At 73.6% G+C, this 23,931-nt stretch carries 20 protein-coding genes; 9 read left to right on the forward strand and 11 right to left on the reverse strand.

Annotation, left to right across the window (positions count from 1 at the left end):
- Positions 1–180: 180 nt before the first annotated feature.
- The 4 genes from ACIP2X_RS36235 to ACIP2X_RS36250 all read left to right on the forward strand — a co-directional run bounded on the left by ACIP2X_RS36235 (position 181) and on the right by ACIP2X_RS36250 (position 5,205).
- Positions 181–1,362, forward strand: a complete 1,182-nt coding sequence (locus ACIP2X_RS36235) for a flavin-containing monooxygenase (protein WP_401682117.1) — start codon at positions 181–183, stop codon at positions 1,360–1,362.
- A gap of 132 nt (positions 1,363–1,494) precedes the next feature.
- Positions 1,495–3,723 carry an acetate--CoA ligase family protein gene (locus tag ACIP2X_RS36240; protein WP_401682045.1) on the forward strand — a complete coding sequence of 743 codons (2,229 nt, stop codon included), beginning with the start codon at positions 1,495–1,497 and terminating at the stop codon, positions 3,721–3,723.
- A 43-nt stretch (positions 3,724–3,766) separates the two neighbouring features.
- A complete protein-coding gene (locus ACIP2X_RS36245) occupies positions 3,767–4,558 on the forward strand; it encodes an enoyl-CoA hydratase/isomerase family protein (RefSeq protein WP_401682048.1) in 792 nt (263 codons plus the stop codon).
- Between the two features lie 56 nt (positions 4,559–4,614).
- On the forward strand, positions 4,615–5,205 hold the full coding sequence (locus ACIP2X_RS36250) for a flavin reductase family protein (protein WP_401682051.1): 591 nt from the start codon (positions 4,615–4,617) through the stop codon (positions 5,203–5,205).
- Between the two features lie 58 nt (positions 5,206–5,263).
- Here the strand turns inward: ACIP2X_RS36250 and ACIP2X_RS36255 are convergent, their stop codons facing one another.
- Together ACIP2X_RS36255 and ACIP2X_RS36260 are read right to left on the reverse strand one after the other, a co-directional pair.
- On the reverse strand, positions 5,264–7,636 hold the full coding sequence (locus ACIP2X_RS36255) for a SpoIIE family protein phosphatase (protein WP_401682054.1): 2,373 nt from the start codon (positions 7,634–7,636) through the stop codon (positions 5,264–5,266).
- 71 nt (positions 7,637–7,707) lie between these two features.
- The gene (locus ACIP2X_RS36260) at positions 7,708–9,021 is read right to left on the reverse strand and encodes an MFS transporter (RefSeq protein ID WP_401682057.1); all 1,314 of its coding nucleotides are present in this window, start codon (positions 9,019–9,021) and stop codon (positions 7,708–7,710) included.
- A 71-nt stretch (positions 9,022–9,092) separates the two neighbouring features.
- On the opposite strand from ACIP2X_RS36260, the gene ACIP2X_RS36265 reads away from it, so the two are divergent.
- Positions 9,093–10,103, forward strand: a complete 1,011-nt coding sequence (locus tag ACIP2X_RS36265) for a GlxA family transcriptional regulator (protein WP_401682059.1) — start codon at positions 9,093–9,095, stop codon at positions 10,101–10,103.
- A 31-nt stretch (positions 10,104–10,134) separates the two neighbouring features.
- Here ACIP2X_RS36265 and ACIP2X_RS36270 read toward each other — a convergent pair whose 3' ends face one another.
- From ACIP2X_RS36270 to ACIP2X_RS36280, 3 genes are read right to left on the reverse strand one after another with little or no spacing between them, the layout of a single operon-like run.
- A complete protein-coding gene (locus ACIP2X_RS36270) occupies positions 10,135–11,184 on the reverse strand; it encodes a Zn-dependent alcohol dehydrogenase (protein WP_401682061.1) in 1,050 nt (349 codons plus the stop codon).
- Positions 11,184–12,338: an acyl-CoA dehydrogenase family protein gene (locus ACIP2X_RS36275; protein WP_401682064.1), complete on the reverse strand. Its 1,155-nt coding sequence runs from the start codon at positions 12,336–12,338 to the stop codon at positions 11,184–11,186. Before ACIP2X_RS36275 ends, ACIP2X_RS36270 begins: the two co-directional genes overlap by 1 nt.
- Before the next feature lie 46 nt (positions 12,339–12,384).
- Entirely contained in the window at positions 12,385–13,296 is a 912-nt protein-coding gene (locus tag ACIP2X_RS36280) for an SDR family NAD(P)-dependent oxidoreductase (protein ID WP_401682067.1), read from the reverse strand.
- Between the two features lie 84 nt (positions 13,297–13,380).
- Between ACIP2X_RS36280 and ACIP2X_RS36285 the strand changes: the two genes are divergently transcribed.
- A complete protein-coding gene (locus ACIP2X_RS36285) occupies positions 13,381–14,307 on the forward strand; it encodes a cyclase family protein (protein ID WP_401682070.1) in 927 nt (308 codons plus the stop codon).
- Between the two features lie 378 nt (positions 14,308–14,685).
- On the opposite strand, the gene ACIP2X_RS36290 is transcribed toward ACIP2X_RS36285, so the two are convergent.
- From ACIP2X_RS36290 to ACIP2X_RS36305, 4 genes are all read right to left on the reverse strand, one after another.
- Positions 14,686–15,165, reverse strand: a complete 480-nt coding sequence (locus ACIP2X_RS36290; RefSeq protein ID WP_401682119.1) for an ATP-binding protein — start codon at positions 15,163–15,165, stop codon at positions 14,686–14,688.
- A 456-nt stretch (positions 15,166–15,621) separates the two neighbouring features.
- Positions 15,622–16,506 carry an acyl-CoA dehydrogenase family protein gene (locus tag ACIP2X_RS36295; protein ID WP_401682073.1) on the reverse strand — a complete coding sequence of 295 codons (885 nt, stop codon included), beginning with the start codon at positions 16,504–16,506 and terminating at the stop codon, positions 15,622–15,624.
- Between the two features lie 2 nt (positions 16,507–16,508).
- Entirely contained in the window at positions 16,509–17,642 is a 1,134-nt protein-coding gene (locus tag ACIP2X_RS36300; protein WP_401682076.1) for an acyl-CoA dehydrogenase family protein, read from the reverse strand.
- Complete coding sequence (locus tag ACIP2X_RS36305) at positions 17,642–18,835, reverse strand: amidohydrolase family protein (RefSeq protein ID WP_401682078.1); 1,194 nt, start codon at positions 18,833–18,835, stop codon at positions 17,642–17,644. The genes ACIP2X_RS36300 and ACIP2X_RS36305 overlap by 1 nt, the downstream gene beginning before the upstream one ends.
- A 151-nt stretch (positions 18,836–18,986) precedes the next feature.
- Here ACIP2X_RS36305 and ACIP2X_RS36310 point away from each other — a divergent pair, with 151 nt between their 5' ends.
- On the forward strand, positions 18,987–20,498 hold the full coding sequence (locus ACIP2X_RS36310; protein ID WP_401682122.1) for a class I adenylate-forming enzyme family protein: 1,512 nt from the start codon (positions 18,987–18,989) through the stop codon (positions 20,496–20,498).
- Here the strand turns inward: ACIP2X_RS36310 and ACIP2X_RS36315 are convergent.
- Together ACIP2X_RS36315 and ACIP2X_RS36320 are read right to left on the reverse strand one after the other, a co-directional pair.
- Positions 20,482–20,994 (reverse strand): EF-hand domain-containing protein, encoded by a 513-nt coding sequence (locus ACIP2X_RS36315; protein WP_401682080.1) that lies wholly within the window; start codon positions 20,992–20,994, stop codon positions 20,482–20,484. The genes ACIP2X_RS36310 and ACIP2X_RS36315 overlap by 17 nt on opposite strands.
- A gap of 136 nt (positions 20,995–21,130) precedes the next feature.
- Positions 21,131–21,511 carry an STAS domain-containing protein gene (locus ACIP2X_RS36320; RefSeq protein ID WP_401682084.1) on the reverse strand — a complete coding sequence of 127 codons (381 nt, stop codon included), beginning with the start codon at positions 21,509–21,511 and terminating at the stop codon, positions 21,131–21,133.
- 346 nt (positions 21,512–21,857) lie between these two features.
- Between ACIP2X_RS36320 and ACIP2X_RS36325 the strand changes: the two genes are divergently transcribed.
- Together ACIP2X_RS36325 and ACIP2X_RS36330 are read left to right on the forward strand one after the other, a co-directional pair.
- Positions 21,858–22,430, forward strand: coding sequence for a sigma-70 family RNA polymerase sigma factor (locus ACIP2X_RS36325; protein ID WP_401682086.1), 573 nt, complete (start codon positions 21,858–21,860; stop codon positions 22,428–22,430).
- Positions 22,431–22,510: 80 nt separating this feature from the next.
- The gene (locus ACIP2X_RS36330; RefSeq protein WP_401682125.1) at positions 22,511–23,722 is read left to right on the forward strand and encodes a zf-HC2 domain-containing protein; all 1,212 of its coding nucleotides are present in this window, start codon (positions 22,511–22,513) and stop codon (positions 23,720–23,722) included.
- Positions 23,723–23,931: the final 209 nt, after the last annotated feature.

The following is a 23,931-nucleotide window of genomic DNA, read 5'->3' on the forward strand; positions in this document are numbered from 1 at the left end:
GCGAGCAACCAGACCGCGAACCCGCAGAGCGCCGGCCCGGACGGCACCAACCCCGAGGGCACGAACTCCCAGAGCGCCGACCCGGACGGCGCGAACCCCCAGACCCCGGCCCCGGAAGCCGTGGGCTCCGAGGCTGCGGGGCGCCGGACCGTCGGGCCGGAGGGTGGGGCGGAAGCGCGGGTGGTGGGCGGGGCGCAGGTGCCCGCCGATCGGCCCGTCTACGTCATCGGCGGGGGACCGGGGGGACTCGCCGTCGCGCAGGCCCTGCGGGCGCGGGGCATCCGGGCCGTCGTCCTGGAGAAGTCCGACCGCGTCGGAGCCTCCTGGCGGCGGCACTACGACCGCCTCCACCTGCACACCACCCGACGCCTGTCCGCCCTCCCGGGGCTGCCGATGCCGCGCCGCTTCGGACGCTGGGTGTCGCGGGACGACGTCGTGCGCTACCTCGAGAAGTACGCCGAGCACCACGAACTGGAGATCGTCACCGGCGTCGAGGTGACCCGTGTCGAGCCCGCGCCGGACGGCACCGGCTGGCTGCTGCACGCCACCGGCGGCCGCCGGCTGACCGGCGGCGCGGTCGTCGTCGCCACCGGCTACAACCACACGCCCCGCGTCCCGGACTGGCCCGGCCGCGACGCCTGGACCGGCGAGTTCCTGCACGCCTCGGCCTACCGCAATGCGGCGCCGCACGCCGGCCGGGACGTCCTCGTCGTAGGCGTCGGCAACACCGGCGCCGAGATCGCCGTCGACCTCGTCGAGGGCGGGGCGCGGCGCGTACGGCTGTCGGTGCGCACCGCGCCGCACATCGTCCGCCGTTCCACCGCGGGCTGGGCCGCCCAGTACACCGGCGTCCTGGTGCGCCGCCTGCCGGTCGGTCTCGTCGACCGGCTGGCGCGGCCGCTGGCCAAGGTCAGCGTGCCCGACCTCGCCGCACACGGCCTGCCCCGCCCCGGCACCGGCCTGTACAGCAGGGTCACCGAGGGCGCGATCCCGGTCCAGGACGTCGGCCTCATCGACGCGGTCCGCAAGGGCAAGGTCGAGATCGTCGCCGCGGTGGAGTCGTTCGACGGCGACAAGGTCGTCCTCGCCGACGGCGAGCGCATCGGCCCCGACACGGTCGTCGCAGCCACCGGCTACGTCCGCGCCCTCGAACCCCTCGTCGGCCACCTCGGCGTCCTGGACGCCCGCGGCAGACCCGTCACGCACGGCGCCCGCACCCCGAAGAGCGCCCCCGGCCTGTACTTCACGGGGTTCACCAACCCCATCAGCGGCATGCTCCGCGAACTCGCCCGCGACGCGGAGCGGATCGCGCGAGCGGTCGCCCGGCGGAGCGCCGATCAGGTCTCGCGCATCCCCGGCTGACCGCAAGGCGCGGACCACCGCCGCGTCCCGCACCTCGATTCCGCCCGCACAACGGTTTCCTGACCCTGCGTCAGTTCAGTAATCTGACACAGCGTCAGTTTACTATGCCGTCACACGGAAGCGGGCGGACCGATGCTTGGATCAACCCACGGCACCCTCACCACCGACGCCCGCCGGGCCCGGGTCATCGCCTGCGGCGACGGGCGCTCGGGCCCCGCCGTCCACGGGCGGGCGGCCGACGTGGACGACCTCGACGTCAGCGGTCGCCCGCTGTACGCCGACGTCCCCGATCTGGACCGCTTCTTCCGCCCCGGGTCCGTCGCCGTGATCGGCGCCTCCGACGCCGAGGGGCGCCCGAACACCGGCGTCACCCGGCAGCTGATCGGCTGGGCCGAGCGGGTCGGCGCGCGGCTGCACCCGGTGCACCCCACCCGCGCCCGCGTCTTCGGCCTGCCCTGCGTCCCCTCCGTCGCCGACCTGCCCGAGCAGGTCGACCTCGCCGTGCTGCTGGTCGCCGACCCGCTCCCGGTCGTCGAGGAACTCGCCGAGGCGAAGGTCCGGTTCGCGGTGGCGTTCGCGTCCGGCTTCGCAGAGACCGGCGAGGAGGGCGCCGCCGCGCAGGCCCGGCTCGGCGACGCCGCCCGCCGCTGCGGGATCCGCCTGCTCGGACCCAACACCAACCTGAACGCCTTCGAAAACTTCCGCGAGGACCTCGACGGCCCGGCGATCGCGCTCATCACCCAGTCCGGCCACCAGGGCCGCCCCGTCTTCGCCCTCCAGGAACTCGGCATCCGCCTCTCCCACTGGGCCCCCACCGGCAACGAGGCCGACCTGGAGACCGCCGACTTCCTCTCCTACTTCGCCGGACGCCCCGAGGTCGGGGCCATCGCCGCGTACGTCGAGGGCCTGAAGGACGGCCGCTCCTTCCTCCTCGCCGCCGACCGGGCCGCACGGCGCAAGGTGCCGGTCGTCGCCGTCAAGGTGGGCCGCACGGAGACCGGCGCCCGCACGGCCGCCTCCCACACCGGCAAGCTGACCGGCGCGGACGCGGTGGTGGACGCGGCGATGCGGCAGTACGGCGTGATCCGCGTCGACGGACTCGACGAACTCCAGGACACCGCCGCGCTGCTGGCCCGCGCCCGGCCGCCGCGCGCCGACGGAGTGGTCGTCTACTCCATCTCGGGCGGCACCGGCGCCCACGTCGCGGACCTGGCGACCGCGGCGGGGCTGCGGCTGCCGACGCTGTCCGAGGCCCGGCAGGCCGAGCTGCACCAGTGGATACCGCCGTACCTGAGCGTGGCCAACCCCGTCGACAACGGCGGCCACCCGGTGGGGGACCCGCGCGGCCGGAAGATCATCGACGCGCTCCTCGCCGACCCGGACGTCGGCGTGCTGATCTGCCCGGTCACCGGTCCGTTCCCGCCGCTGAGCGACCGGCTCGTGCGCGACCTGGTGGACGCGGCCGAGCAGACGGACAAGCTGGTGTGCGTGGTGTGGGGGTCGCCGGTCGGCACCGAGCCGGCGTACCGGGAGGTGCTGCTCGGATCCTCCCGCGTGGCCACCTTCCGCACGGTGGCCAACTGCCTCACCGCCGTCCGCGCCCACCTCCGCCACCACCGCTTCGTCAGCGGCTACCGCTCCCCCTTCGACGACGCGCCGCGCAGCCCCTCGCCCTCCTTCCGCAAGGCACGCGAGCTGATGCGTCCGGGACAGCGGCTCAGCGAGCACGCGGCCAAGCAGCTGCTGCGGGCGTACGGGATCCGGGTGCCGCGCGAGCAGCTCGTGACCAGCGCGGCGGCCGCCGTACGGGCGGCGGGGCTGGTCGGCTATCCGGTGGTGATGAAGGCGTCCGGCGCCCAGCTCGCGCACAAGACCGAGCTGGGCCTGGTGAAGATCGGGCTGACCTCCGCCGCCCAGGTCCGGGACGCCTACCGCGAGTTGACCGACATCGCCCGCCACGAGGGGGTCCGTCTCGACGGCGTCCTGGTCTGCCAGATGGTCGAGCAGGGCGTCGAGATGGTCGTCGGCGTCACCCACGACGACCTCTTCGGCCCGACCGTGACGGTGGGGCTCGGCGGCGTCCTCGTGGAGGTCCTGCGCGACACCGTCGTGTGCGTGCCGCCCTTCGGCGAGGACCAGGCCCGCGCCGCCCTCGCCGAACTCCGCGGCCGCCCCCTCCTCGACGGCGTCCGCGGCCGCCCGCCGGCGGACCTGGACGCCCTGGTGGAAGTGATCCTCCGGGTCCAGCGCATGGCCCTCGAACTGGACCAGGACCTCGCGGAACTCGACGTCAACCCCCTGATGGTGCTCCCCCGCGGCCAGGGCGCGGTGGCCCTGGACGCGCTGGCGGTGTGCAGGTGAGGCCGCCGCCCCCGCCGGTCACGCGACGAAACGGAGCCCGAGCATGCCCGACCCCTGGATCCACGCCACGACCGAGGACGCCGTCACCCGCCTCACCCTCGACCGCCCCGACACCCTGAACGCCCTCACGCCCGGCATGCGCGACCGGTTGGCCGGGCTGCTCGCCGACGCCTCGGCGGACCCGCACGTGCGGGTCGTCGTCCTCACCGGGAGCGGCCGCGGTTTCTGCGCCGGAGCCGATCTGCGGGGTGGGGCGGCGGGTGGCGAGCGGGTCGCCGGGGACGTGGCACGGACGCTGCGGGTGGGCGCGCAGCGGCTGATCGGCGCCGTGCTCGACTGCGAGAAGCCCGTGATCGCCGCCGTGAACGGCACGGCGGCGGGCCTCGGCGCCCATCTGGCGTTCGCCTGCGACCTCGTGCTCGCCGCGGAGTCGGCCCGGTTCATCGAGGTGTTCGTCCGCCGGGCGCTGGTGCCGGACGGCGGCGGCGCGTATCTGCTGCCGCGGCTGATCGGACCGCAGCGGGCGAAGGAGCTGATGTTCTTCGGCGACGCGCTGACCGCCGCCGACGCCGCACGCCTGGGCCTGGTCAACCGGGTCGTCCCGGACGGCGACCTGGCCGAGGCGGCCTCCGGGTGGGCGGCGCGCCTCGCCGCCGCCCCCACCCGCGCCCTCGCCCTCACCAAGCAGCTCGTCAACGCCTCCCTCGACACCGACCGCGCCACCGCCTTCGCCGCCGAGGCCGCCGCCCAGGAGATCAACATGACGACACGGGACGCGAAGGAGGGCCTGGCGAGCTTCCTGGAGCGCCGCGGCCCGGAGTTCCACGGCCGCTGACCGAGGGCTTCCGGGGGTTCCTATCTGACGGACCGTCAGGTTCAATGGGCGGTGTGATGGGACAAGCGGGGACGGCCGAAGCCGCCGTCCGGTATCTGAGGGCGGCCGGGGCCCCCGGCCCCGTGGAGGCGCTGCCGCGGCCGACGTTGCGGTGCGTGCGCGACGACGAGCGGGCGCCCGTGGACCAGCGGGAGTTCCGCCGCGTCCTCGGGAGCTTCGCGACCGGTGTCACCGTCGTCACCGCTCCCACCGCCGAGGGCCCCGCCGGTTTCGCCTGCCAGTCCTTCTCCTCCCTCTCCCTCGACCCGCCCCTCGTCGCCTTCATGGTGGGCCGTACGTCGACGACCTGGCCGCGCATCGCCCGCGCCGGGGTCTTCTGCGTGAACGTCCTGAGCGCCGGGCAGGGCGAGCTGTGCCGGGGCTTCGCGGTGAGCGGCGCCGACAAGTTCGCCGGGGTCGCGCACGACACCGCGCCCGTCTCCGGCTCCCCCCGCCTCGCGGGCACCCTCGCGTGGATCGACTGCGCGATCCACGCGGTGCACCCGGGCGGCGACCACCTCGTCGTGGTGGGGCGGGTGACGGCCCTGGGCATGGGCGACGACCAGGCCGGGGCACCTCTGCTGTTCCACCGGGGCCGATTCCTCTGAGACCGGGGCCGCCCCGGTGCGCCCCAAGGCCCGCCCGGCGCCGGTCCAGGGCCCGTCGTCAAGGGATGGCCAGCTCGGCCCAGATGGTCTTCCCGGACGACGTGTAGCGCGTGCCCCAGCGCTGGGACACCTGGGCGACGAGGAACAGCCCGCGGCCGCCCTCCTCGTCGCGGCGCGCCCGTCGCAGGTGCGGTGCGGTGTGCACCCGGTCGGAGACCTCGCACAGCAGGCAGCGGTCGCGGATCAGCCGCAGCATGACCGGCCCGGTGGCGTACCGGATGCTGTTGGTGACCAGCTCGCTCACCACCAGCGCGGCGTTGAACGACAGGTCGGACAGACCCCAGTTCTCCAGCTGGCGCTCGGTGACCGTGCGGGCATGGGCCACCAGCGCCGGGTCGGACGGCAGCTCCAGGTCCGCCACCCGGTCGGAGTCCAGCCGCCGGGTGCGCGCGAGGAGCAGCGTGGCGTCGTCCGTCTGCGGTCCGGGCGGCAGCGTCGACAGCGCCCGGTCGCACAGCTCCTCCAAGGGGCAGCGTTGCCAGGTGAGCACATGGGCGAGGCGGTCGATCCCGGTGTCGATGTCGGTGTGCCGGTCCTCCACGACCCCGTCGGTGAACAGCGCCACGATGCTGCCGCCGGACAGGCTCAGCTCCACGTTCTCGTAGGGCAGGCTGCCCAGCCCCAGCGGCGGTCCCGGCGTCAGCGCCGACAAGGAGACCGAGCCCCCCGCGTCGGCGACGACCGGCGGGGGATGGCCCGCGCTGGCCCAGACGCAGCGGCCGCCCACCGGGTCGTAGATCGCGTAGAGACAGGTCACGCCGAGTCCCTCGATGCTCGGGCCCTCCTGCGCATGCGCTTCCGACTCCTGTGCCACCAGGCCGTCCAGCCGGGTGAGCAGCTCGGCCGGGTCCAGGTCCAGCAGCGCCAGGGTCCGTACGGTGGCGCGCAGCCGGCCCATGGTCGCGGCCGCGTGCACGCCGTGACCCACCACGTCGCCGACCGTCAGGCCCACCCGGGCGCCGGACAGCGGGATCAGGTCGAACCAGTCGCCGCCCACGCCCACACGGCTGTCGGCGGGCCGGTACCGGTACGCCACCTCGACCGCGCTCTGCTCGGGCAGGTGCTGGGGCAGCAGGCTTCGCTGGAGCACCAGGGCCGCCGCGTGCTGGCTGGTGTAGCGGCGGGCGTTGTCGATCCCCACCGCCGCCCGCTCGGCCAGTTCCACGGCGAGCGTCTGCTCCTCGGGCCCGAAAGGGTCGGGGTTGCCGCTGCGCCGGAAGGTGGCGAGGCCGAGGACCGCGTCGCGGGTGAGCAGCGGGACGTAGAGACAGGGGTGCGCGGCGGCCCCTCCTGCCGCATCCGGGGCGCCGGGCGGGGAGTCGTCGACGACGGGGCGGCCGGCGGCCAGGCTCAGGGCCTGCGGTGACGAGGGCGGATACGAGACGGGGGTGGTCCGGAAGTCCTCCGGGGTCCGGCCGTGCATCCGCAGCAGATTGTGCCCCGGCGCCGAGCCCGTCGGCGGCTGCCGACCCTCGATGACCGCCGGCGGCAGGTCCACCAGCACCTCGTCGGCCAGTTGCGGTACGGCGACGTCGGCCAGCTCCGCGGCAGTGCGGCGCACGTCCAGCGAGACGCCGATGCGCTTTCCCGCCCGTACCAGCAGCGAGAGCCGTTCCTGGGCGCGGTAGCGGTCGGTGATGTCAAGGGACTCCTCGAACAGCCCCAGCGTCTCGCCCCGGGCGTCCACCAGCCGGTGGTACGAGCAGGACCAGACGTGCTCGCGCACCGGGTCGGCGGGGGCACGGCCGCGGTAGTGCATCCCCATGACCGGTTCGCCCGTCGCCATCACGTGCTCCATCACCTGGTCCTCGTCCGGGGAGTGATGGCGGGAGATGAACTCGCCTTCCGGGAAGAGGTCCTCGGCCGGCCTGCCGATGTACTGGGCGATGCCCGCGAGCTCCAGATCGGTGGAGACGTTCCCCCACACGACGCGCTTGTCGGTGTCGAAGATCGTGAGGCCGACGGGGGACTCGGTGGCCAGCCCCTGGAGCATCGCCAGCTGCGCCTCCCAGCCGCGCATCGCCTCCAGATCGGCCGCGACCACCACGGTCGCCGCGACGCCCCGGGGCGCCAGCGGGCTGAAGGTCACGGCCGCGCGCAGGGCGCGGCCGTCCTGGCGGCGCAGGTCCAGCACGGTGCTGCGGGGCCGGGACGCCCCGCAGAGCGCGGACGGCCGCTGCCCGGGGGGCGCCGCCAGGAGCCGCGCGGCGGGGCGCCCGAGGACGTCCTCGGGCGGGTACCCGAGGAGGCGCTGCGCCGAGGACGCCCACCCGGAGACGACGCCGTCGGCGTCGAGCACGGCGACGGCGGCCTTGGAGAGGTCCAGCGGGCTGTGGAAATCGACGTCGGCCGCATTCGGAAAACGATCCATCACACCGCTTCCCCTTCGTGCACCCTCAGCATCCCGTGCCGCTGGACGGACGACAACCGCACACGGGCGGGTCAGCGGGCGGCGGCCAGGCCCGTCGCCGGCGCGTTCCCGACCCGCCGGATCACCAGCGCCATCAGCGCGGCCGCCGCGCACAGCGCGCCGGAGGCGTACCACATCACGTCGTACGAGCCGAACACGTCGCGCGCCACTCCGCCGGCGAAGGCCACCACGGCCGCGCCGACCTGGTGCGACGCCAGCACCCAGCCGAACACGATCGCGCTGTCCTCGCCGTAGTGCTCCCGGCACAGCGCCATCGTGGGCGGCACGGTGGCGACCCAGTCGAGCCCGTAGAAGACGATGAAGAAGATCATCGGCGGGTGCACGCTGGGCGCCAGCAGCAGGGGGAGGAACAGCAGGGAGATGCCGCGCAGCGCGTAGTAGACCGCCAGCAGCCGCCGCGCGTCGAACCGGTCGGTGAACCAGCCGGAGGCGATCGTGCCGGCCACGTCGAACACCCCGATGACCGCCAGCAGCGAGGCCGCCGCGGTGATCGGCATCCCGTGGTCGTGGGCGGCGGGCACGAAGTGGGTCTGGATGAGCCCGTTGGTGGAGGCGCCGCAGATCGCGAACGTCCCGGCCAGCAGCCAGAAGGGCCCCGTGCGGACGGCGGAGAGCAGCACCCGCACCGCCCGCCGCGCCGCGCCCGGCACCGGTGCCGGCTTCGGGACGAAGTCCTTCGCGCCGTACGGCTTCAGGCCCACGTCCGCGGGGTGGTCGCGCAGCAGCAGCCACACGAACGGCACCACCGCGAGGGCGGCGAGCGCGACGGTGACGGCGGCCGGCCGCCAGTCGTGGGTCTCCACGATCCAGGACAGCACCGGCAGGAAGATCAGCTGCCCGGACGCCGAGGCGGCCGTGAGGATGCCGGTGACCAGGCCGCGCCGCTCGGTGAACCAGCGGTTGGTCACGGTCGCCGCGAACGCCAGCGCCATCGACCCGCTGCCGAGGCCGACCAGCAGGCCCCAGCACAGCAGCAGCTGCCAGGCCGCCGTCATCCACACCGTCGCGCCCGAGCCGATCGCGATGACGGTCAGCGCGACCGCGACCACCCGCCGGATGCCGAAGCGGTCCATCAGTGCCGCGGCGAAGGGCGCGGTCAGGCCGTAGAGCGCGAGGTTGACGGAGACCGCCGCGCCGATCGTGCCGCGCGACCAGTCGAACTCCTGGTGAAGCGGGTCGATCAGCAGTCCCGGCAGGGAGCGGAAGGCGGCCGCCCCGATGATCGTCACGAAGGTGACGGCGGCGACGAACCACGCCCGGTGGATCCGCGGACGCCTCGGCTCCGGCTTCCCGACGACTGCCGCCGCTTCACTTGTCTGGGTCACGACATAGAGCTTCGGTCCCGGGACGCGCGCGAGCGAGTGGCCGGGAGGACAGCATTCGTTAGGATCGGGCCATGGATACGGCCGCCGATCCCTTCCGTCCCCACCGTGTCGTCGTTCTGGCCCTCGACGGCCTGCTCCCCTTCGAGCTGGGCATCCCGCACCGGATCTTCGGCCGCCCCAAGGACGCCCGCGGCCGCCGGCTGTACGAGGTCGTGACCTGCTCGGTCCGGCCACCGGGCCCGGTCGACACCGACGCCGACTTCGCCATCCACGTCGGCAACGGCCCCGAGGCCCTCGCCACCGCCGACACGCTGATCGTCCCGGCCTCCTACGAGCTCGGCCCGGTCCACGAGGAAGGCGTCCTCACCGACGAGCTGGCCGCCGCCCTGGCCCACCTCCGCCCCGGCACCCGCCTCGCCTCGATCTGCACGGGCGTGTACGTCCTGGCCGCCGCCGGCTACCTGGACGGCCGCCCGGCGACCACGCACTGGGCCGAGGCGGACCGCTTCCAGCGGCTCTTCCCGCGCGTCCGGGTCGACCCGGAGGTCCTGTTCATCGACGACGGCGACGTCCTGACCTCGGCGGGCGTCGCCGCCGGCATCGACCTGTGCCTGCACATGGTGCGTCGCGACCACGGCACGGAGGTCGCCAACGAGGTGGCCCGGCGCACCGTCGTACCCCCGCATCGCGACGGCGGTCAGGCGCAGTACATCGAGCGGCCGCTGCCCGAGCCGCGGCGGTCCTCCACGACCACCGCCCGCGCCTGGGCGCTCGGCCGGCTGCACGAGCCGATCCAGCTGCGCGACATGGCCGAGCAGGTGGCGATGTCGGTACGCACCTTCACCCGGCGGTTCCGCGAGGAGGTCGGCGTCAGTCCCGGCCAGTGGCTCGCCCAGCAGCGCGTCGAGCGCGCCCGCCACCTGCTGGAGTCCACCGGCCTCTCCGTCGACCAGGTCGCCCACGACGCGGGCTTCGGCACGGCCCAGTCGATGCGCCAGCACCTCCAGGCGGCCCTCGGCGTGACGCCGACGGCCTACCGGCGCACGTTCCGGACGGACGGGAGCACGGCCGGAAGGACGTGAACGACCCCACGCCGCACGCCGCCCGCCGCGGTCAGAACGTGAGGACCGCCCGCGCCACCCGCCCCGCCTCCGCGTCCGCCCGTGCCTTGTCGAAGTCCTCGACGGGGTAGGTCTCGCTGACGAGTTCGTCGAGCAGCAGGCGGCCCTGCCGGTACAGCTCGGCGTACAGGGCGATGTCCCGCTGGGGTCGCGAGGAGCCGTAGCGGCAGCCGAGGACGGACTTGTCCAGGTACATCGAGGAGACCACGAAGGAGGCCTCGGCCCCCGCCGGCGGCACCCCCAGCAGGACGGCCTGGCCGCGGCGGTCGAGCAGGTCGATCGCCTGCCGGATCAGCTCCACCCGCCCGACGCACTCGAAGGCGTGGTCCGCGCCGGTCGGCAGGATCTCCCGCACGCCCTCGGCCGACGTGAGGAAGTGGGTCGCCCCGAACCGCCGGGCCATCGCCTCCTTCGCGGGGTTGCTGTCCACGGCGACGATCCGCGGGGCGCCCGCGAGCCGCGCGCCCTGCAGGACGTTCAGCCCGACGCCGCCGGTGCCGATCACGAGGACGCTGTCGCCGCGGTCCACCCGGGCCCGGTTCAGCACGGCGCCGACCCCGGTAAGCACCCCGCAGCCGATGAGCGCGGCGGACGTCAGCGGGATGTCCTCGGGGATCCGCACGGCCTGCACGGCCTTCACCACCGTGCGCTCCGCGAACGCCGAGTTGGAGGCGAACTGGTGCATCGGCAGGCCGTCCCGCGTGAAGGGCCGCCCGGGCCGCCCGATCGCCCGCCGGCACATGGTCGGCCGCCCCCGGTCGCAGTCGGCGCAGGTCCCGCAGTTGGCGAGGGTGGACAGCGCCACATGGTCGCCGGGCGCCACATGCCGCACGCCCTCCCCCACCGCCTCCACCACACCCGCGCCCTCATGGCCCAGGACCACGGGAACGGGGAAGGGTATGGTCCCGTCCACCACGGACAGATCGCTGTGACACAGCCCGGCCGCCGCGACCGCCACCCGCACCTCGCCGGCCCCGGGGTCCCGTACCTCCAGGTCGTCCACGACCTGGACCTGCTTTCCGTCGAAGACGACGCCTCTCATCACGACGCTCCCTTGGGTTCCCTCGGCAGACCGAGCACCCGCTCGGCGATGATCGTGCGCTGGATCTGGTCCGAGCCGCCGTAGATGGTGTCGGCCCGGCTGAACAGGAACATCCGCTGGACCTCGTCGAGTTCGTAGGGCGCCGCCGCCGACCACCGCACCGGCCCGACCCCGGCCGTGGCCCCCCGCACCTGCACCGCCAGCTCCCCCAGGCGCTGATGCCAGCCGCCCCACAGCAGCTTGGCCACGCTCGACGCGCCCGCGTCCCCCGAACCGCCCAGTGTCCGCAGCGCGTTCCACCGCATCACCCGCAGCTCGGCCCACTGGCGCACCAGCCGCTCCCGCAGGACCGGATCGTCCACCGCCCCCGAGTCGAGGGCCGAGCGCACCACCCGCCCCAGCTCCTCGGCGAACCCGACCTGCTGGGCCAGCGTCGAGACCCCCCGCTCGAACCCGAGCAGGCTCATCGCGACCCGCCAGCCCGCGCCCTCCCCGCCCACGAGGTGCTCCACGCGGGCGCGTGCCCCGTCGAAGAAGACCTCGTTGAAGTCGCTCGTGCCGGTCAGCTGACGGATGGGCCGGACCTCGATCCGCCCCGGCTGGTCCATCGGCACCAGCAGGAAGCTCAGCCCCTGATGCCGCCGCGAGCCCGCCTCCGTGCGCGCCAGCACGAAGCACCAGTCCGCCTCGTGCGCCAGCGAGGTCCAGATCTTCTGCCCGGTGATCCGGTAGTGCGCACCGCCCGGCTCCCGCACCGCCGTGGTGCGCAAGGCCGCGAGGTCCGAGCCGGCGCCCGGCTCGCTGTACCCCTGGCACCACAGCTCGTCCCCGGCGGCCACCGGCGGCAGGAAGCGGGCCTTCTGCTCCCGGCTGCCGTGCGCGATGAGGGTCGGGGCGAGCAGGTTCTCGCCGATGTGCCCGGAGCGCGGCGGCGCGGCCGACCTGGCGTACTCCTCGGCCCAGACGACCTGCTGGGTGAGCGAGGCCGTCCGGTTGCCCCACCCGTCGGCCGCCCAGCCGATCCCGATCCACCCCGCCTTGCCCAGCGTCCGCTCCCAGCCCCGCCGGTCCTGCCCGTCCCCGGCGTGCGCGGCCAGCCAGTCCCGTGCCTCGCTGCGAAACACCTCGTCCTCGACGGTGAACCCGAAGTCCACGGCGCCCTCCCAAGATTGCGGCCGAAACCTACGCTTCCCCGAGCCCTCAGGCGTTCGGCCGCTCCCCGGATCTCGCCGCCCGCTCCATCCCCGCCACCCGCTCCAGCATCGGCATCGGGTCCACCCCCACCGAGCCCGGCAGGAAGTCGGCGATCCGCTGCGGCGTCCACGCCCCCTCGGCGTACGCGGCGCGCAGTTCGCGCGGCTGCGCCCACACCGCGATCTTCGGCCCGGCGATCGTGTAGACCTGCCCGGTGATCCCGGCCTGCCGGGCCCGCGAGGACAGCAGGTAGACCACCAGCGCGGCCACGTCCTCGGGCTCCCCGATCTCCGCCAGCTCCGTCGGCACGTTCGCCGACATCCGCGTACGGGCCACCGGCGCCACCGCGTTCGCGGTCACCCCGTACTTGTGCAGTCCGAGCGCGGCGCTGCGCACCAGCGAGATGATCCCGCCCTTCGCCGCGCTGTAGTTGGCCTGCGACACGGACCCCTGGTGGTTGCCGCTGGTGAACCCGATCAGGGTGCCGCCGCGCTGGCGGCGCATCACCTCCGAGGCGGCCCGGAACACCGTGAAGGTGCCCTTGAGATGGGTGGCGACCACCGGGTCCCACTCCTCCTCGGTCATGTTGAACAGCATCCGCTCCCGCAGGATCCCGGCGACGCAGACGACCCCGTCCAGCCTCCCGTACGACGCCAGCGCCACCTCGACCACGCGCCGGCCGCCGGCCATCGTGGAGATGTCGTCGGCCACCGCGACCGCCTCGCCGCCCGCGGCCTCGATCTCCTTGACGACGGCGTCCGCGATCTCGCTGGTGGGTGAGGCCCCGTCGACGGCCACCCCGTAGTCGTTGACGACGACCCGTGCCCCCTCGGCGGCCGCCGCGAGCGCGACCGCACGGCCGATGCCGCGTCCCGCGCCCGTCACGACGACGACCTCGCCGGCCAAGAAGTTCCCCACGTCCGGCCCCTTCCCGCGTTTTCTGACGGTCCGTTAGATTCTATGACCCGTCAGATGCCCGGACACAAGCCCCGGGGAGGGCCCATGTCGTTGCCGGCCGAGTTCCACGAGATCGCCAAGCGCGTGAACAACTGGGGCCGTTGGGGGGCGGACGACGAGATCGGGACGCTCAACCTGATCACCGACGAGGTGGTCCGCGGGGCCGCCGCGGAGATCCGCACCGGACGGCGGATCCCGCTCGCGCTGCCGCTGCGCCAGGACGGCGTGCAGACGGGGATGATCCCCGGACGGGTCAATCCGCTGCACGTCATGGTGCAGATCAACCAGGAACTGTTCGGCCCCGGCACGGTCGCGTGCAGCGACGACGCGGTGACGATGGGACTCCAGGCGGGCACCCACTGGGACGCCCTCACCCATGTCTCGCACTCGGGCCGGCTCTACAACGGCCGCCCGGCGGGCACGGTCACCGCGCACGGCGGCGCCGAGTTCGGCGGCATCGGCACGGTGCGGCACCTCGTCTCGCGCGGCGTGCTGCTGGACGTCGCCCGCGCGCGGGGCACGGACCGCCTGGACGGGGGCCACGCGGTCACCCCCGAGGACCTGGACGCGGCGGAGGACCTGGCCGGCACCCGGGTGCGTGCCGGAGACGTCGTGCTCGTGCGGACCGGGCAGGTCCGGGCCTGCCTCGCCGGGGACAGGCACGGGTACGCCCATCCCTCGCCGGGGCTGTCCGTGCGCACGCCGGCCTGGTTCCACGCGCGCGACGTCGCGGCCGTCGCGAACGACACCCTCACCTTCGAGATCTTCCCGCCGGAGACGGAGGACCTGTGGCTGCCCGTGCACGCGCTGCACCTGGTGGAGATGGGGATGCCGCAGGGCCAGAACTGGAATCTCGAAGAGTTGTCCACAGCCTGTGGAGAAACCGGGCGGTACGCGTTCCTGCTGGCGGCCACACCCGAGCCGTTCACCGGCGCGACGGGGGCCCCGGTGGCGCCGGTCGCCGTGCTGTAGCGGGGATGGGGCGGGCGCGCCGTGCGGTGAGTCCGGATGGCGGCGCGTGCACGCCCGCCCCGAGCACGGCGCCACACGCCGCCATCCGGCTCCGGCGTACCCGCCCCCTCGTGCCCCGATGGGCGGACCCACGCCGAAACACGACTCGCACTCGACAAGGACCTCCGTCACCGAGACCCTCGCCGTCCCCTCGCGGCGATTCGCTGCCCCCAGCGTGATCAGCCGGACACGTCGCGTCAACAGGGACGGGGGAATTTGCCGGTTACATCCGGTATGGCGCGGGCGCGCACGGAAGCATGCACGGGCGCACATCCCTCCACCGGGCCTGGCGCACCCGTCGGCCTTGCGCGCGTGCCCCCGGACGGGGCGCCGGGCGCCTCAGACGGCCTCGTACGCCAGCCCTTCGTACCCTTCGTAGCCGTCGAGCCCTTCGCAGGCGGCCACCGCGCCGCCCCCGTACGCCCTGGACGCCGTGCGGGGTTCGGCACAGCGGTCCAGTTCGCACCAGATCTGCTTGCCGATGCCGTCGGGGCTCCAGCCCCAGCGGTCGGCGAGCCCGTCGACGAGCGCGAGGCCCCGGCCGCCGGTCTCGTCGCCGTCCACCCACCGGGGGACGGGGGCGCGGGTGCTGCCGTCGGCGACCTCCACGCGGACGGTGGCGGGCTGGGGCAGGGAGAGGCGCAGCACGGCGGGGCAGCCGGTGTGCACGACGGCGTTGGTGACAAGTTCGGAGACCAGCAGGATCAGCGTCTCGGCGAGCGGTTCGTCGGCCGCTATGCCGCACCCGGCGAGCCGCGAGCGGGTCCACCGCCGCGCGCGCCCCACCTCTGCGGGGTCGGGCCGGATCTCCAGCTGCACTTGAAGCACCTGCACCGCTCACACCATCCGAACCGGTGGACACAGAGGCTCGCGCCTCAGGAGGGCCACGATCGTAGCCATTTTCTGCATGACCAGAACAACGGCCAGAGCAGGGATCACGGACCGTGAATCCCTTACGCACCAGCATGGTTGACGTACAGTCACCCCAACAAGCGCTTCGGGCATATTCCAGCGCGAAGGAGTACCCGTGCGGCATACTGTGCGACGCTCGCCGCAGGGAGTCGAACAGGCGGTGGAACAAGGCTCGTCACCGGCGTGACTCGAGCTCGGAACCTCTCGCATCTCACACAAGGTACCGGAGCGGACCTTCGACTCCAGGACGTGACGAGTCACACCTAGGACACAAGCCGGTATCAACGCTCCGTAATTCCGGCATGCCACAATCCGCGACATCCCGGCTTCCCGGGTTCACCGACGCCGCAGGCAGGGGCCTTGTCAGACCGATTCGGCCAGGAGATCGCGCGCGAGGCTCTCCTCACTCTCCGTGATGTCGCCCGTACGGTGGGTCCGCACCCAGGACCGCTTCAGATGCAGATGCACCTCTGCCTCCCAGGTGAAGCCCATGCCGCCGTGCACCTGGAGGCAGTCGCGGGCGCCGCGCACAGCCGCCTCGTCGGCGAGCAGCCGGGCCGCGGCGACGTCCACGGGGTCGGCGGTGACGGCCGCCGCGTACACGGCGGCGCGCGCCACCTCCACCCGGACCAGGGATCGCGCGCACAGCTGCTGCACGGCCTGGAAGGCTCCGATCGGCCGTCCGAACTGCTCACGGGTCCGGGCGTGTTGCGCCGCCAGCTCGCACGTACGCGCGGCCGTGCCGAGCTGCTCGGCCGCCGTGAGCAGCACGGCCACCGGATCCGCCGCCCCCCGGCCCCCCGGCACCCGGTGCAGCGGCGTCAGCGGATCGACCGACCGCAGGGGTACGGCGCCGGAGGCGTCCCCGCGCACGGCGTCGGCCTGCGTCAGCCACTCCACCAGCCCGCCCGCGTCGACGGCGGCCACGACGGCCGTCCCGTCCGCGGCTCCGGGCACCTCTCCGGCGGCGAGGTGCGTGGCCACCAGCGGGCCGGGCACCAGGGCCCGCCCGGCCTCCTCGAACGCCAGGACGGCCTCCGGCAGCCCGAGTCCCACCCCGCCCCGGTCCTCCGGCAGGCGCAGCGCGAAGAACCCCGCCGCGCCCAGCTCCCGCCACAGCGCCCGGTCCAGCACGGGCGCCGTCCGCCGCGCGGCGGTCCGGCGGGCCCCGTCGTCGAAGTGCCGGTCGAGGAGCTGCCGGAGCGCGGCCCGCAACGCGCGCTGTTCCTCGGTCGGTTGGAAACGCACGGCTACCGCCCCTTCGGCAGGCCGAGGATCCGTTCGGCCACGATGGTGTGCTGGATCTGCGAGGTGCCGGCCGCGATGGTGTACGACAGGGCGGACAGCCGGTCGAGCGTCCACGGCCGGTCGAGGTCGAGCGCATCGGGGCCGAGGACGTCGGCGGCGGCGTCGTAGAGGTCCTGGCGGGCGTGCGAGTACCGCAGCTTGAAGACCGAACCCCCCACGCCGGGAACGCCGCCCGAGGCCTGCGCCTCGCTCACGTTCCACTGGGTGAGCCGCCACAGCGCCCGGAACTCGGCGTTCAGCCTGCCGAGCCGCCGGCGCAGCACCGGATCGTCCCACCGCCCGTTCTTCCGGGCCTCGCGCGCGAGTTCCGTGAGCACCCGGCGGCAGGCCACCACCTCGCCCACGAAGGCCGTCCCGCGTTCGAACGACAGCGTGACCATGCTGACCCGCCAGCCGTCGTTCTCGTCGCCGACCCGGTTGGCGACCGGCACCCGCACCTCGTCGAGGAAGACCTCAGCGAACTCGGCCGACCCGGCCAGGGTGCGCAGCGGCCGTACGGTGATGCCCGGCGCGTCCATGGGCATGGCCAGCCAGCTGATGCCCCGGTGCCGGGGTACGGCGGGATCCGTGCGCACCAACAGTTCGCACCAGTCGGCGACTTCGGCGTGCGAGGTCCAGATCTTGGATCCGGACACCACGTAGTCGTCGCCGTCCCGCCACGCACGGGTGCGCAGTGCCGCGAGGTCGGACCCGGCGTCCGGTTCGCTGAAGCCCTGGCACCAGACCTGCTCGCCGCGCAGGACGGGCGGCAGCCAGCGGGCGCGCTGCTCCTCGGTGCCCTCCGCGGCGACGGTCGGTCCGGCGTGCAGCAGCCCGACGAAGTTGGCGCCCACGTACGGGGCGCCCGCCCGCTCGGTCTCCTCCAGGAAGATCAGCCGCACGGTCGGGGAGGCGTCCCAGTGGACGTCGCCGTACCCGGCGTCGTACAGCGTCCGCTGCCAGCCGAGGTCGTAGGCGCGCCGCCCCGGCCAGTCGTCCGGGGACGGCTTGGCCGGCAGGGAGGGCAGCGCGCCCTTCAGCCACTGGCGCAGGCCGGCCCGGAACTCCTCCTCCTCGGGCGTGTACGTCAGGTCCACTACCGGTCCAGGTCGAGGTCCAGCATGCGGATGGCGTTGCCCCGCATCAGCTTGTGGACCGTCTCGTCGTCGAGGCCCTTGACGTGGTCGAGGGCCACCTCCTTGGTGTGCGGGAAGGTGGAGTCGACGTGCGGGTAGTCGGTCTCGAAGGTGGCGTTGTCGCGCCCGACGACGTCCAGGGACGCCACCCCGTGCTTGTCCCGGAAGAAGCAGCAGAAGATCTGCCGGTAGTAGTACGTCGACGGCGGCTCGGGGACGAGGTCGCGGACGCCGCCCCACGCGCGGTGCTCCTCCCAGACGTCGTCGGCGCGCTCGAGGGCGTACGGGATCCAGCCCATCTGGCCCTCGGAGTAGGCCAGTTTGAGCCTGGGGAAGCGCACCAGGACCCCGCTGAAGAGGAAGTCCATCATCGAGGCCATCGCGTTGTTGAAGGAGAGCGAGGCCTGCACGGCGGGGGGCGCGTCCGGGGAGGCCGCCGGCATCTGGGACGACGACCCGATATGCATGTTGACCACCGTCCCGGTCTCCTGGCAGACCGCGAAGAACGGGTCCCAGTAGCCGGAGTGGATCGAGGGCAGCCCCAGGTAGGTGGGGATCTCGGAGAACGTCACCGCCTTCACGCCGCGCGCGGCGTTGCGCCGGATCTCCGCGACGGCGAGGTCGATGTCCCACAGCGGGATCAGGCACAGCGGGATGAGGCGTCCGCCGCTGTCACCGCACCACTCCTCGACCATCCAGTCGTTGTAGGCGCGCACGCAGGCGAGGGCGACCTCCTTGTCGTGCGCCTCGGCGAAGGTCTGCCCGCAGAAGCGCGGGAAGGTCGGGAAGCACAGGCTGCCCTCGACGTGGTTGAGGTCCATGTCCGCGAGCCGCGCCTTGGGGTCCCAGCAGCCGCGCCGCATCTCCTCCCGGGTGATGCCCTCCAGGGTCATCTCGTCCCGGTCGAAGCCGACGGCGGCGATGTTGCGCTTGTACGGGAACTTGAGGTCCTCGTAGATCCACCAGTCGGTGGGCTGGCCCTCGGGGTCCATGGTGATCTGGTACTTGCCGCCGACGTAGGCGAGTTCGCCGATGCCCGCCGTCAGCGGCTGGGGCCCGCGGTCGCGGTAGCGGGCGGGCAGCCAGGTCTCGAAGAGGTGCGCGGGCTCGATCACATGGTCGTCGACGCTGATGATGCGGGGCAGTTCGGTCATGGGTCCCCTCCGCGGAGCTACAGATCTGATGACCCGTCAGATGACGCCGTACCGGAAGGCTAGTCCCGCACCCCTGGACCGACAAGGCGCCGGGCCCTACGCTCGGCCCACTATCTGACTATCCGTCAGCTCATCGGGGGCCACCGTGACCCTGCACACCACCGCGCACGAGCTCAGCACCGCGCCCACCCTCTGGGACCTGCTCCTCCGCCGGGCGGACCGCACCCCCGGCCGCCCCGTCCTGCTCCAGGACGACCGCACCCTGACCTTCGGCGCCCTGCGCGACCGCGCCGAACGGGCCGCGGCCGGGCTGTACGGCATGGGGGTGCGCCCGGGCACGGTCGTCGCCTGGCAGTTGCCCACCCGTGTCGAGACGGCGGTGCTCACGTTCGCGCTGGCCCGCCTCGGCGCCGTGCAGACCCCGCTCATCCCGTTCCTGCGCGAGCGCGAGGTGGGCCACGCGCTGCGCGAGTCGGGCGCCGAGTACTTCGCCGTGCCGGGCACCTGGCGCGGCTTCGACCACACGGCGATGGCCCGGCGGCTCGGCGCGAAGGGGGTCTTCGAGGCGTACGAGGACCTGCCCGACGGCGATCCGTCCGTCCTGCCCGCGCCGCCCGAGGGGGGCGCCGACGTCCGCTGGATCTACTGGACCTCCGGCACGACCTCCGCGCCCAAGGGCGTCCTGCACACGGACCGCTCCCTGATCGCGGGCGGCACCTGCCTGGCGCACGCCCTGCGGCCCACCGCCGACGACGTGGGCTCGATCGCCTTCCCCTACGCCCACATCGGCGGCCTCGACTACACGGTGATGCTGCTGCTGTACGGCATCCCGGCGCTGCTCCTGGAGCAGTTCGCGCTGCCGGACGCGCTGCCCGCGTACCGCGCCCACGGGGTGACGATCGCCGGCGGCTCCACGGCGTTCTACTCGATGTTCCTGGCCGCGCAGCGCACACAGCCCGGGACCCCCGTGGTGCCGACGCTGCGGCTGCTCGCGGGCGGCGGGGCGCCGAAGCCGCCCGACGTCTACCACGCCGTCGTGCGCGAGATGGGCGTCCAGCTCACCCACGGGTACGGCATGACCGAGGTCCCGATGATCACCATGGGCGCGCCGGACGACACCCCCGAGAACCTCGCGACGACCGAGGGGCGTCCGCCCCGGGGCATGGAGATACGGATCGTCGACGGCGAGGTGCGGCTGCGCGGCGAGGCCGTCTGCCGGGGCTACCTCGACCCGGCGCAGACGGCGGAGGCGTTCGACGAGCACGGCTTCCTGCGCACCGGCGACCTCGGGCGGCTCACCGACGGCGGGCACCTGGTGCTCACCGGCCGCCTCAAGGACGTGATCATCCGCAAGGGGGAGAACATCTCCGCCAAGGAGATCGAGGAACTGCTCCACCGGCACCCGGCGGTCGCGGACGTGGCGGTGATCGGCCTGCCGGATGCCGAGCGCGGGGAGCTGGTCTGCGCGGTGGTCGAGCAGCCCGCGCAGGCCACCCCCGTGACCCTGGAGGAGCTGACCGCGTACCTGCGCGCGGAAGGGCTGTCGGCGCACAAGCTGCCGGAGCAGCTGGAGGTGGTCGACGCCCTGCCGCGCAACGACACCCTGCGCAAGGTGCTCAAGTACCGGCTCAGGGAGCGTTTCTCGGTTACTCGGGAACGGTGAAGAAGCGGGCGAACGCGGAGACGATCTCCGTCTCGCTCACGGTGCCGTCGCCGTCGCCGTCGAGCGAGCCGGCCGCCGCCCGCGCGGCGTCCTCGGGGACGCCGAGCACCCGCAGCACGCGGGCGAGGTCCTCGACGGTGGCCGAGCCGTCGCCGTCCGGGTCGGCGACGGCGAGCGCCGCGTGCAGGAAGGGGCGGGCGATCTCGGCGAAGCGGTCGGGGTTGTCGCGCAGCCGCTTGACCGCGCCATTGACGAACTCCTCGCGGGTGATGCGCTGGTCACCGTCCCGGTCCGCTATCCCGGCCATGCCCTGCCAGAAGGCCTCGGCTCCGCCGTACAGCGCCTGGCCCTTGTCGGAGCGGGACGCCGTGCCGAACTCCACGAGCAGTGCCTTGGCCGCGCCGCTGAAGTCCTCGCGGTCGATATAGCCGTTGCCGTCCTGGTCGAAGGTGGCGAACCGGGCCGCGATCCTGCGCTCGTACTCGCTGCTGACCATGTCTTTCAGGCCGCCTCACGTCATCTCGGGGTGCTTCTCGCCAGGGAGCGTACGACGCCGCGGACGGTTCCGGAGGAGGAAAACGACGGTTGTGCCAAGACCGGGGGAATTTTGGGACAACGGTGTGGCAGAGAGTTCACGCGGAGAGAGGACTGGCGTCGTCCGAGGTCGCGGAGGCCAGGTCGGGATGCACGTCGAACAGCCGCCGCACCCCCAGTGCGCCCAGCACGCGGTTGACGTGCGAGCCGTCGGCCGCGCCCTGGGCCGGGAGTATCAGCCGCAGCCGCCCCTGACAGGAGCGCAGCAGCCGACGGGCCGCGATCAGCACGCCCACACCGCTGGAATCGCAGAACCAGACCTCGGAGAGGTCGAGGACGAGACTGTGGCGGCCCTCGGCGACCGCGTCGTGCACCCGCCCGCGCAGCACCGGCGAGGTCACCAGGTCCAGCTCGCCCGACACGTGGAGCACGGCCCAGTCGCCCTGCTCGTCGCCGGTCACCTTGAACGCCACCACCATGCCCTTCGTCGCCGGAACGTGCGGGAAACGGCCGGAACCACCTGGAAACGGAGCCAGTCCCTACGCTTCCATGCGGCGCGGCTGCCCAGCGGCGGTTCCCTGAAACACACTGCCGGAAACGAAATCCAAACGGAAAAGGCTTGATTCTGTCGCATTCGATCCTGTTCGATCAGGTCTGGTCTTGTACGCGGTGGGTAGGCGCCGCCCGGAAGCGCACTACCACCTGCGACTGGTCCAGGGGCGCGCATTGGCACAAAGGGGCGTGCGTCGTCAGACGTGCCGACTACATTCGAGGTGGCGATGGACGCAGGCTGGACACCGGGACGAACCACGGCGAGGGGGCCGCATGGCGAAGAAGGACGCACCGCCCCGCTGGGACCGCAAGATGCAGCAGCGACTCGCACGCGGTGAGGCGGCCGCCCTCGGCGAGCTCTACGACCGTTTCGCCTCCCTCGTCCACGGTCTGGCACACCGCGTGCTCGACGACGAGCGGGCCGCGGACGGCATCACCCGCGAGGTGTTCATACACCTGTGGGAGCACCCCGAGGCCTACGACCCCAGACAGGGCCCCCTGCGCTCCTGGGTGGCGACCCTGACCCACCGCCTCGCGGTCCAGCGCCTGCGCGCCACCGAGACCGCGGCACTCGCCGAAGGCGGCCACGGCTCCAGCGAGGACCTGGAGCTCAAGGTCCGCCACGCCTCCGTCGCCGCCCGCGCCGACTACATCGTCCAGTCCATGCCCGCCCCGCTGCGCGCCGCCCTGGAACGCGCCTACTTCCAGCGCCGCGACTACCGCCAGACCGCCACCGACCTCGGCATCACCGAGGACGAGGCACGCCGCCGCCTCCGCCTGGGCCTGCAGCTCCTCTCCACGGCCCACGACGCCGGCACGCCGCCCGGATACGGAGGTGCGGTGTGACGGACCCGGAACACCACGAGCACGACGACTACGACGAGCAGGACGAGCACGACGACAAGAAGCCCGAGGCCGACCGGGAGATCACGCCCCTCCCCGCCCAGCCGCCCCGCATACCGATGCCGCGGGCGTCGGTGGAGGACACCGGCCTGCCCCTGCCCGTCCTGGACGCCCTGCACCCGCCCCTCGAACACCATGTGCTGAAGTCCCTGCTGGGCGCGTGGGCGCTGGCCGCCTGCTCCCCCGAGGAGGCGCTGGCCGTCGAGGACCACCTCGGCATGTGCGGCAACTGCGCCGACGAGGCCCGGCGGCTTCGCGAGGCGGTCGGGCTGCTGCAACGACCCGACAGCCTCGACCTCGACCCCGGCCTGCGCACCCGCGTCCTGGCGACCTGCCTGGACCGGCGCCCACCGCGCATCCCGGTCCCCGAGTGGGCCCGGCCCTACGACGCCGAGATCGCCCGCCTCGACGCCCTGCTCCAGGACTTCGGCGACGCCGAGTGGCACGCGCCGGTGCGGCTGCGCTGGTTCGACGGCACGGAACCGGCCAGCCGCCGCACGACCGTCGCCGGCGTCATCGCCCACCTCCTGGCGGTCGACGGCCTCATCGCCGTCGCCCTCGGCCTCGACGACCCCCTCGGCGACACCGACGCCGACCCGCCGACGCCGACGGCCCGCACGGAGGCGTACTGGCGGGCCTCGCACTTCCCGCCCACCCGCACCGTCCGGGCGCCCTGGCGCGAACAGGGCCACGGCATCGTGCGCACGGTCTCCTTCACGGGCGGCAGCGCGGGCGGTCTGGGCGTGCCCTACGGCGTGGGCGAGCTGCCGCTGCACGACGCGATGATCGAGCGCGCCTTCGAGTGCTGGGTGCACGCGGAGGACATCGCGGAGGCGGTGGACTACCCCTACGACCCGCCGTCGGCCCGTCACCTCAACCGCATGATCGACCTCGCGGCCCGCCTGCTCCCCACGTCCCTCGCGGAACGCCGCCGCGCGGGCCTGGCGAGCCCCGCCCGGACGCCCCGCCACCTGGTCCCCGCCGGCACCCCCGGCCGCACCCTCCGCCTGGAGATCGAGGGCTCCGGCGGCGGCGAGTGGCTGATCCCCCTGGACTCCCCCGCCGAGGTGGGCTCCGCCGAGCACGAGGTGGCCCACGTGGCCCTGGACGGCGTCGAATTCTGCCGCCTCGCCGCGGGCCACGTCTCCCCCGACGAAGCAGCGGCAGGCCAACTGGGCGACCGGGAAGCCATCAAGGACGTACTCCTCGCAGCAGCCTCCCTAAGCCGCATGTAACCCACCCACCACCGCCGCGCACAACAGCAAGGAATCGGCCCACTCACGCGTCAGTCACGCGGCGCCGGCAGCCACCCACGGCGCGAGGGAACCACCCCACTCGGCGCCAGTCGTACGGCGCCGCACCCGCCCGCGGCGGGAAGGGGGTGGGTCGGGGGGTGTCCGCCCGCAGCGGTTGGCGCGTCAACACGGGTGCGTCGGTGAGTGAC

Source organism: Streptomyces sp. NPDC089424, from assembly GCF_044749345.1.
Classification (GTDB): Bacteria; Actinomycetota; Actinomycetes; order Streptomycetales; family Streptomycetaceae; genus Streptomyces.

Bases quoted from the DNA above. Each gene is read 5' to 3' on its own strand.
- ACIP2X_RS36240 (WP_401682045.1), top strand. From the start codon at position 1,495: ATGCTTGGATCAACCCACGGCACCCTCACCACCGACGCCCGCCGGGCC.
- ACIP2X_RS36245 (WP_401682048.1), top strand. From the start codon at position 3,767: ATGCCCGACCCCTGGATCCACGCCACGACCGAGGACGCCGTCACCCGC.
- ACIP2X_RS36250 (WP_401682051.1), top strand. From the start codon at position 4,615: ATGGGACAAGCGGGGACGGCCGAAGCCGCCGTCCGGTATCTGAGGGCG.
- ACIP2X_RS36255 (WP_401682054.1), bottom strand. From the start codon at position 7,636: ATGGATCGTTTTCCGAATGCGGCCGACGTCGATTTCCACAGCCCGCTG.
- ACIP2X_RS36265 (WP_401682059.1), top strand. From the start codon at position 9,093: ATGGATACGGCCGCCGATCCCTTCCGTCCCCACCGTGTCGTCGTTCTG.
- ACIP2X_RS36270 (WP_401682061.1), bottom strand. From the start codon at position 11,184: ATGAGAGGCGTCGTCTTCGACGGAAAGCAGGTCCAGGTCGTGGACGAC.
- ACIP2X_RS36285 (WP_401682070.1), top strand. From the start codon at position 13,381: ATGTCGTTGCCGGCCGAGTTCCACGAGATCGCCAAGCGCGTGAACAAC.
- ACIP2X_RS36305 (WP_401682078.1), bottom strand. From the start codon at position 18,835: ATGACCGAACTGCCCCGCATCATCAGCGTCGACGACCATGTGATCGAG.
- ACIP2X_RS36315 (WP_401682080.1), bottom strand. From the start codon at position 20,994: ATGGTCAGCAGCGAGTACGAGCGCAGGATCGCGGCCCGGTTCGCCACC.
- ACIP2X_RS36320 (WP_401682084.1), bottom strand. From the start codon at position 21,511: ATGGTGGTGGCGTTCAAGGTGACCGGCGACGAGCAGGGCGACTGGGCC.
- ACIP2X_RS36325 (WP_401682086.1), top strand. From the start codon at position 21,858: ATGGCGAAGAAGGACGCACCGCCCCGCTGGGACCGCAAGATGCAGCAG.